6 protein-coding genes are annotated in these 5,198 nt (G+C 73.0%); 3 read left to right on the top strand and 3 right to left on the bottom strand.

The features are described from left to right. Both VAE46_RS03985 and VAE46_RS03980 read left to right on the top strand, forming a co-directional pair. Positions 1-618: hypothetical protein (locus VAE46_RS03985; RefSeq protein WP_322795625.1), on the top strand; the 618-nt coding region annotated here is incomplete at its 5' end. A gap of 70 nt (positions 619-688) precedes the next feature. After that, positions 689-1,204, top strand: coding sequence for a nitroreductase family protein (locus tag VAE46_RS03980; RefSeq protein ID WP_322795624.1), 516 nt, complete (start codon positions 689-691; stop codon positions 1,202-1,204). Here VAE46_RS03980 and VAE46_RS03975 read toward each other — a convergent pair. Next, the gene (locus VAE46_RS03975; RefSeq protein ID WP_322795626.1) at positions 1,201-2,115 is read right to left on the bottom strand and encodes an MBL fold metallo-hydrolase; all 915 of its coding nucleotides are present in this window, start codon (positions 2,113-2,115) and stop codon (positions 1,201-1,203) included. The genes VAE46_RS03980 and VAE46_RS03975 overlap by 4 nt on opposite strands. Between VAE46_RS03975 and VAE46_RS03970 the strand changes: the two genes are divergently transcribed. Continuing rightward, on the top strand, positions 2,114-2,587 hold the full coding sequence (locus VAE46_RS03970) for a DUF2269 family protein (RefSeq protein ID WP_322795623.1): 474 nt from the start codon (positions 2,114-2,116) through the stop codon (positions 2,585-2,587). The genes VAE46_RS03975 and VAE46_RS03970 overlap by 2 nt on opposite strands. A gap of 98 nt (positions 2,588-2,685) precedes the next feature. Here VAE46_RS03970 and VAE46_RS03965 read toward each other — a convergent pair whose 3' ends face one another. After that, on the bottom strand, positions 2,686-3,558 hold the full coding sequence (locus VAE46_RS03965; protein ID WP_416223936.1) for a glycosyltransferase family A protein: 873 nt from the start codon (positions 3,556-3,558) through the stop codon (positions 2,686-2,688). Then, the coding region (locus tag VAE46_RS03960) for a Gfo/Idh/MocA family oxidoreductase (protein ID WP_322795621.1) at positions 3,555-5,198 on the bottom strand (1,644 nt) is incomplete at its 5' end. The genes VAE46_RS03965 and VAE46_RS03960, both read right to left, overlap by 4 nt.

Here is a 5,198-nt window from a genome sequence, read left to right as displayed (position 1 = left end):
CGGCCCGGCCGCGCCAGAATAAATGGCAGCATGACGGGCATGTACGACGAGGACCTGCCGAATCAGCGGCCGCCGGTCTTCTTTGGGTGCTTTACGGCGCTGGCGGTGCTGGTGCTGCTGTTCGGGGTGGGCTCGTGCCTGGTGGTGTACTGGGAATCGGGCGCGGATACGGGCGAGCTGCGGCTGGAGCTGGCGGAGGCGTACGGCCGGGGGACGGTGCAGTTCGTGCCGGTGCGGAATTTCTTCGTGGCGCGGCTGATGGACGGCAGCTTCCTGGCGCTGGCCGACCTCGACGCAGCGAACCGGGCGAACCCCGCGCGGCGCTGCCGGGTGCAGGTGGTGGCATCGACGGACCCGGCGCTGGCGGGGCTGCTGGAGCAGTTCGGCGACCGGATGAGCCCGCCGGCGCGGGGGTCCTCGCTGCTCTTCCGGGAGACGTGCAACGGCGCAGTCTACGACTTCACCGGGGTGCGGCTCGATGCCGACGGGCCAAACCTCGACCGGTACGCGACGTCGATCGACGTGACGGGGCACCTGGTGGTGAACGTGAGCCAGCGGACCTGCTCGGAGCGGGCGGGGGCCGTCTATTCGCAGCCGCGAGAGTGCGAAGGGCAATAGCGTTCATGCGAACCGGGCGCCGGGCCTGTAGGATCCCGGCACTGCGAGGAGGAACGCCGGAGGACGGAGCATGGATGCGTACCGGGCGATTATCAGCAAGCGCGACACCCGCCACTTCCTGCCGGACCCGCTGCCGGGGGACGTGCTGACACGGGTGCTGCAGGCCGGCCGGATGGCGGGCAGTTCGAAGAACAGCCAGCCGGTGCGGATGGTGGTGGTGGAATCGGCCGAGGGGCGGGCGAGGCTGGCGACGTGCGGGGACTACGCGGCGCACCTGGAGGCCGCGCCGGCAGCGGTGGCGGTGGTGCTGCTGCCGGGCGGCAGCGGCTTCGATGCGGGTCGGGCGGCGCAGAACCTGATGGTCGCAGCCTGGGCGATGGGGGTGGCGAGCTGCCCGGTGGCGATGCATCGGCAGGAGTGCGCGCGGGCCGCGCTGGGCATCCCGGAGGAGTGCACGGTGGCGATGGTGATCGCGCTGGGCTACCCGGACCTGAAGCACCCGCTCAGCCAGGGGCGGCAGCGGCTGCCGCTCGATGAGCTGGTCTCGTGGGAGCAATGGGGGAACCACCGCCCGGCGGGGGTCTAGACGGCGAGGCTGAGGCCGTCGCTGGCGATGACGATGGTGCCGCGGAACCCGGCGGCAGCGGTATCGAGCAGCTCTTCCGCGCGTTCGCCCGGGTTGAGATGGGTGAGCACGAGGGTGCGAACGCCAGCCTCGCGGGCCACGCGGGCGACGTAGCTGATCTCGGCGTGGGTGCGCTCGAAGGCGGCGCGGATGGCGGCGGACCTTCGGGGTTCGAAGGCCGCGGTCCAGCGTTCGATGCCGGCGAGGGAGTAGCACTCGTGGATGAGGAGGTCGGCGCCATCGGCGAGCGGGACCATGATCTCCTCGGCGGCGGTGGTGTCGCCGCTGTAGACCGCGGCCCTGCCGCCGGCTTCGATGCGGCGCGCCTCGCAGACGAGGTTGGGGGCGTGGGGAACCTGCTCGGTGCGGATGCGGAAGGGGCCGGATTCGCGGGTATCGCCGGGCGGGATCTCGTGCACCGGGACCTCGAGCGGTTCGCCCCAGCCGCGGCCGGGCATGCCGGTGACGAGCGAGGCGGCGCGCACCATCGAGGCGGCGAATTCGGCGGTGCCCGGCGGGCCGTGGATTTCGAGCGGCAGGGCGCCATGGGGGAAGGTCATGGCCTGGATGAACTCGGCGAGGCCGAGGGTGTGGTCGGGGTGGAGGTGGCTGAGGAGGATGCGGCTGATGACCGCGGGCGAGACGCCGGCCATGATGAGGCGGTCGTAGGCGCGGGGGCCGCAATCGAGGAGGAGGGATTCGCCGGCGGCGGTGAGGAGGATGGAGGAGCCGGCGCGGTGGGGCGTATCGGTTCCGGCGCCGGTGCCGAGGAAGGTGACCCGCATGGCGGTGAGCGTAGCAGGACGCGGGATGATGACAAGGCAGGGCTGCGCGCGGTACGTTGCGGGCGACTTCGGCAGCGGAGGACGCATGAACACGCAGGAGTGGTATCTGTTCGGGCACCTGGTTGGGGTGTTCTTTTTGCTGGCCGCCACGGGCCTGACGACGGGCGCGGCGGTCGCGGCGAGCCGGGCGACGGCGGCGAATACGGTGGTGACGCTGCTGGACCTGCAGCTGCGCTCGGAGCGGTTCGTGACCTCGCTCGGGGCGATCCTGGCGATCGTGTTCGGCTCGCTGCTGGTCAATGAAGCCGGCTATTCGTTCGGCGATGCGTGGATTTCGACCGCCTACACGCTGATTATCGTGGCGCTGGCGATCGACCACGGGTTCTACCTGCGGAAGGTGAAGGCCGCGCGGGATGTGGCGGTAGCGCTGGGCAACGGTCCGGTGACGGCGGAGCTGAAATCGAAGCTGAACGACCGCGGGGCGCAGCTGGCAGGGATTGTGCTGACGCTGCTCTGGCTGGTGTTCCTCTGGCTGATGATCGCGAAGCCGGGGGCGTAAACGGTCAATCGCGCGGCAGCCGGCGGCCGAGCAGGCCGGACGGGGAGGGCTCGGGGTCGCCAGGGCGGTAGCTGAGGTGGCCGGCGAGGAGGGCAGTCTTATCGATACCCGCCAGCAGCGCGGCTGCAACAGGGAAGGGCAGGCGGGGGGCGGCTGCCTCGAGCGCCCCGGCGGCCGCAAGGCTTGCCCGCCGGAGGCCGCCAGCGAGGACAGGCCGACCGGGAAGTGAGCTGATCCGGGGCGCGAGCCGCGCAACCTGCCGGAGCTGTCCGCCGTGCCATGGGAGCCCGGGGGATTCGAGCATGAGGCGCTGGGCGCCCCAGCCGTGGCAGACCTGCTGGGCGGCGAAGATGCGGAGGCCGCGGTCGTGGTCGTGGTCGACGCGCATGGCGGGGGCGTAGGCCACCCGGCAGCCGAGGCGCTCGGCGTGGAGGCCGAAGGCGGTATCGCCCACGCGGCGGAAGCGCTCGTCGAAGCGGAGGCGCTCGAAGACGGCGCGGCGGACGGCGAGATTGCGGGTGTCGGTTTCGGTTGGGGCCCCGGCCGGCAGGGCGCCGGAAGCGGGCCTCGTAGCGGTGCTGGATGAGCCGGGAGATGCGATCGCTGCGAAGGGAGCCAGAGAAGCCCTGGACGAGGTCGGCGCCGGCAGCGAGGGCGGCGAGGCCGGCTTCGAACCAGCCGGTGCGCACAAGGCAGTCGGCATCGGTGAAGAAGACGGCCTCGCCGTGGGCGTGCTCGACGCCGAGGTTGCGGGCGCGGTAGACGCCGGGGACGGGGTCCCGGAGGAGGGCGACGCGGCCGGCGCAACGCGCTTCAAGCCACGCCGAGAAGTCGGGGGCGGAGCCGTTATCGACGACGATGAGGCGGAGGTCGAGAGCCGGCGGGCAGGCGGCGAGGATGGAGTCGAGGCAGGCTTCGATGCGGGGGTCATCCTTCACCGGGATGACCACGGAGACGGCGCGGGCAGTCATGGCGCGGTCACGGCTTCGATGACGCCGACCACGGCGGCGAGGTCGGCGGAGGTCGGCAGGCGGGGGTCCGGCGGGGCGCCGGGCCGGAGGGTGGCGGCCCAGGCGGCGAGGAAGTCGGCGACGGCGGCGACATCGTGCGGGGTGCGGCGGCGGAAGGGGAGGGGTACGCCGCGGCGGGGGTAGCTGGCGAGGGTGCGGCCATCGCGGGTGAGGCGCTCACGGTAGCCGCCGGCGTGGCCGACCTCCCACTGGAACGTGCCGCCGGCGGGGAGGTCGAAGCGGCCGGAGAGGCGGCCGTGACCCAGCTGGAGCGCTGCGGGCCGGCGGAGGTCGGCGCCGGTGAGCCAGCGGGCGAGGTCGATCGCGTGGGGGAGCAGGTCGTGCTCGACGGGCGAGGGCTGGCGTGCTCCCCAGGCGGCGGGGTCGGTCTCGAGGAGGAGGCGCCATTCGGCGGGGCCGGGCGGTGGCGGCTGGCGGTAGCCGGGCCAAAGCCGGCGGGTGAAGGCGGCCGTGACGCTGCCGCGGGGCGGCCGCTCCCAGCCGGCCGCATCGGCGAGGCGGAGGGCCGGCGGCTTTTCGACGAGGACGTGGAGGCCGGCGGCGAGCCCGGCATCGACGTGGGCGGCGTGGCAGGCCGGCGGGCTGAGCACCAGGAGGGCATCAGCTTCGACGGTGGCGAGGCAGGCTTCGAGATCGGCGAAGGTGGGCACGCCGAGGAGCTGGTGGAAGGTCGGGGCGAAGTCGCGCGCATCGGCCGGGCAGACGGTCGGGGAGAGCCCGGCAGCGGGACGAACGAAGCAGAAGCCGGTGCCGGTATGGATGCCGTTGCGCGCCTCGCGGGAGGGGTTGACGAGGCGGATGCCGCCGTCATCGAGGAGGTGGGACACGGCGACCACCTCGCGGTTGGCGAGGAGCAGGAGGTCGGGGAGGCGGTCGGCGCGGGGGCCGGGGAAGCGCTCGGGAATGCGGAGCGTGTCGGCGTAGGCCGGCTGGCCATCGGGTGTGCGGAAGCGGGCGGCGACCGCTGCGAGGCGGTCGAGGAGGGCGGGTGCCTCGGCGGGGTCGACCACGCCGGCGGCTTCGCGGCCGCGGAGGCTGACGCGGATGGCGGGGTCGCCGTCGTGGCCGACGGGGAAGAGCGGTTCACCGGCGGGGTTGATGCCGCGGAGGTTGATGGCAGCCTGGCGGGCGGCGCGGATGCGCGCGGGGAGCCGCTGCCAGATGGCGCGGTGGACCGGGTCGGGGATTGCATCGCGGATGCGGCGGAGGAGGTCGGGGCGGGGGACGGCGGAGGCGGGGTCGCGGCCGAGCGCCAGGGCGATGAGCTGGGGGGCGATGGGGGAGTAATCGACCTGGTGGTGCATGCCGTGGAGGGCGAAGAGGAGGACGGTGGTCTCCTCGCCGGCAGCGGCGAGGATGCGCGGCCAGGCGGCATCGAGCGGGCGGAGGACCCGTGCGATGAGGTCGAGATTGCTGACGCCGGGTGCAATCTCGGCGGGGCGCGCGAGGTAGTGCCGGGCCATGTGTGTTTCGCTGCAGAGGATAATGGCGAGGTCGAGGGTGCGGTCGGCGGCGAGGGATTCGATGAGGCCGGCGCGGAGGGTCATGCCCCGGGCGAGGCCCTGGGCCATGGCGAGGAG

It is taken from the genome of Tepidiforma sp. (assembly GCF_034433535.1).
Lineage (GTDB): Bacteria > Chloroflexota > Dehalococcoidia > Tepidiformales > Tepidiformaceae > Tepidiforma.
Note: the sequence above shows the minus strand (reverse complement) of the source record. Positions and strands in the feature narration are given on the sequence as shown.